Genomic DNA, 2,769 nt, shown 5'->3' with positions numbered 1-2,769 from the left:
GGTCGGCCAGCACGCCGTCCCAGGGCAGTCCCTCGAAGACCGCCTGCGCGACGTCGAAAGAGGGCACGATGTCGAGGTCGACGGTGACCATCACCCCGAGCGCGCCGAGCGACACGACCGCGCCTTCGAAGCCGTCGTCGCCGCGGCGGAGGGCGTGCACCGACCCGGCCGGGGTGACGAACTCGACGCCGGCGACGGATGCCGCGAGCGAGCCGACGTGATCGCCCGAGCCATGCGTGCCGGTCGCCACGGCGCCGGCGACGGAGATGTGGGGGAGCGATGCGAGGTTCGCGAGGGCCCAGCCCTGGGCCTCGAGCTCGACGGCCACATCGCCGTACCGCATCCCGGCCGCCACCCTGGCGACCCTCGCCCCGGCGTCGACGTCGACCCGCGCGGGCAGGCCGGCCACCGAGACGAGCAGGCCAGCGGTGTCGGCGATGCCGTTGAACGAGTGGCGGCTGCCGAGCGCCCGCACGCGATCGGCGCCGCGCAGCACGACCGCCAGTTCCTCGACGCTCGTCGGTCGGGCGAGGTCGCTCGCGCGGTACGTCAGGTTGCCGGCCCAGTTGGTGCCCACGCCCCTCGTCACGGCTCCGTCGTTGATTCGGGCTTGCCCTTGGGCACGAACCGGGGAACCCACCGAACGAATGCGACGGCGCCGAGCAGGCCGACGACCCCGACGAATCCGGTGGCCAGGGCGAGCGAGAACGCCGCCGTCAGAGCCGACACGAGAAGCGGCGTCACCGCTCCGCCGGCGTCGGTGAGCGTGCGCCACGACCCCAGGAAGGGCGCGGGATCCTGACGAGGCGCGACATCGGCCCCGAGCGTGAGCAGGATGCCGGACGACAGGCCGTTGCCCACGCCCAGCACCATCGCGAACGCCGCGAACCACATGGCGGCGGTCGGCAGGTCGTGGGTGAAGGCCAGCGCGAGAAACCCGAGTCCCATCAGCACCATCGCCGGCAGGGCCGCCCAGAGCCGACCGAAGCGGTCCATGACCTGGCCGCTCGCGTAGAACAGCGCGAAATCGAGCGCGCCCGAGATGCCGACGATGAGGGCGATGGATGACGCGTCGAGGCCGATCGAGACGCCCCAGAGCGGCAGCACCAGCTGACGCGCGGACCGCACGGCCGCCAGCGACGCCGCCGCGAGGCCGAGGCGCGACAGGAGACGGCGGTACTCCCACATCGTGCGGAAGATGCCCCTCCGCGAGCCCGGCCCCCGAGCCGGTCGAAGGGGGATCGACCCGCTGACGGGCTCGCCCGTGTCTTCGGTGAGCGCCGGGGCACCGGCATCCGCTTCTTCGGCGACGAGGCGCTCGGGATCGGGACCCAGCAGCACCAGCAGCACCGTCGCGAGAAGGCACACGGCGAAGAACCAGATGGCCGCGTGCTCGTCGCCGAAGATCGCGAGCAGGGCGGCGGCGACGAACGGGCCGACGAACATGCCGAGCCGGAACGTGCCGCCGAGCAGCGAGAGTGCACGGGCCCGGAAGTACTGCGGCACGCGCGTCGTCATGAACGAGTGGCGGGCGAGGCCGAAGGCCGCGGCGCAGAATCCGACGAGGAAGACGGATGCCGCGAGCACGCCGATGTGGGTTGCGAAGAGCAGCCCGGCGACACCGGCGAACGACACGACGCCCGCGATCGTCATGGTCAGCCGCTCGCCGATGCGGGCGACGGCCCAGCCGGCGGGGAGGTTGCCGCACAGCTGCCCCACGACGAGGGCGGATGCGACGAGCGCGGCGGTCGCGATGTCGGCGCCGAGCTGCGCGGCGAGCACGGGCAGCAACGGGATCACGGCGCCCTCGCCGAGAGCGAAGAGCAGCGTCGGTCCGTAGATCATCGGGCCGAACCGGCGCAGTACGGTCGAGGCACGGTCGGTCATGATCATCCACGTTAGTCTGGAGTGTCATGCTCGAACTCGATCTGTCCGCCGACATCCAGGCTCTCCGCGCAACCTTCGCCGACATCCGCGCCGTGGTCGACGTCGAGAGACTCCGCAGCGAGATCGCGCGCCTCAGCGAAGAGGCCGGCGTGCCCGACCTGTGGGACGACACCGACAAGGCGCAGAAGGTCACGAGCGCGCTGAGCCACCGGCAGTCCGAGCTCGCGAAGATCGAGAGCATCGAGTCGCGGCTCGATGACCTCGACGTGCTCGTCGAGCTCGCGAACGAGATGGGCGACGAGGACTCCGCCGACGAGTGCCGCAAGGAGCTCGCCGAGCTCGAAGACATCATCGGGCAGCTCGAGGTGCAGACGCTGCTCGACGGCGAGTACGACGACCGTCCCGCGGTCGTCACGATCCGCGCCGGCGCGGGTGGGGTGGATGCCTCCGACTTCGCCGAGATGCTGCTGCGCATGTACCTGCGCTGGGCCGAGCAGCGCAAGTACCCCGTCACGATCATGGATTCGTCGTACGCCGAGGAGGCGGGCATCAAATCGGCCACCTTCGAGGTCGACGCGCCCTACGCCTTCGGCACGCTCAGCGTCGAGGCCGGCACCCACCGCCTCGTGCGGATGAGCCCGTTCAACTCCGCCGGCAAGCGTCAGACCTCGTTCGCCGCGGTCGAGGTGATCCCGCTCCTCGACGAGGCCGTCGAGGTCGAGATCCCCGAGTCCGACCTCCGGGTCGACGTCTTCCGCTCGTCGGGGCCCGGCGGCCAGTCCGTCAACACGACCGACTCGGCCGTGCGCCTCACGCACCTTCCGACGGGCACCGTCGTGTCGATGCAGAACGAGAAGTCGCAGATCCAGAACCGTGCCGCGG

The 2,769-nt window shown here is 71.2% G+C and carries 3 protein-coding genes; 1 reads left to right on the top strand and 2 read right to left on the bottom strand.

Features of this window, described 5'->3' with window-relative positions; all coding sequences use genetic code 11:
- Positions 1–589: FAD-binding protein (locus VNT50_RS00785; RefSeq protein ID WP_325483206.1), on the bottom strand; the 589-nt coding region annotated here is incomplete at its 3' end.
- Positions 586–1,887 (bottom strand): MFS transporter, encoded by a 1,302-nt coding sequence (locus tag VNT50_RS00780; RefSeq protein ID WP_325483205.1) that lies wholly within the window; start codon positions 1,885–1,887, stop codon positions 586–588. The genes VNT50_RS00785 and VNT50_RS00780, both read right to left, overlap by 4 nt.
- Before the next feature lie 26 nt (positions 1,888–1,913).
- On the opposite strand from VNT50_RS00780, the gene prfB reads away from it, so the two are divergent.
- The coding region (gene prfB / locus VNT50_RS00775; RefSeq protein WP_325483204.1) for a peptide chain release factor 2 at positions 1,914–2,769 on the top strand (856 nt) is incomplete at its 3' end.

This window comes from Microbacterium sp., assembly GCF_035554235.1.
Lineage (GTDB): Bacteria > Actinomycetota > Actinomycetes > Actinomycetales > Microbacteriaceae > Microbacterium.
This window is presented reverse-complemented; position numbering and strand designations above follow the sequence as displayed.

Excerpts from the sequence above, each read along its gene's own strand:
- VNT50_RS00780 (WP_325483205.1), bottom strand. The coding sequence starts at position 1,887 with ATGACCGACCGTGCCTCGACCGTACTGCGCCGGTTCGGCCCGATGATC.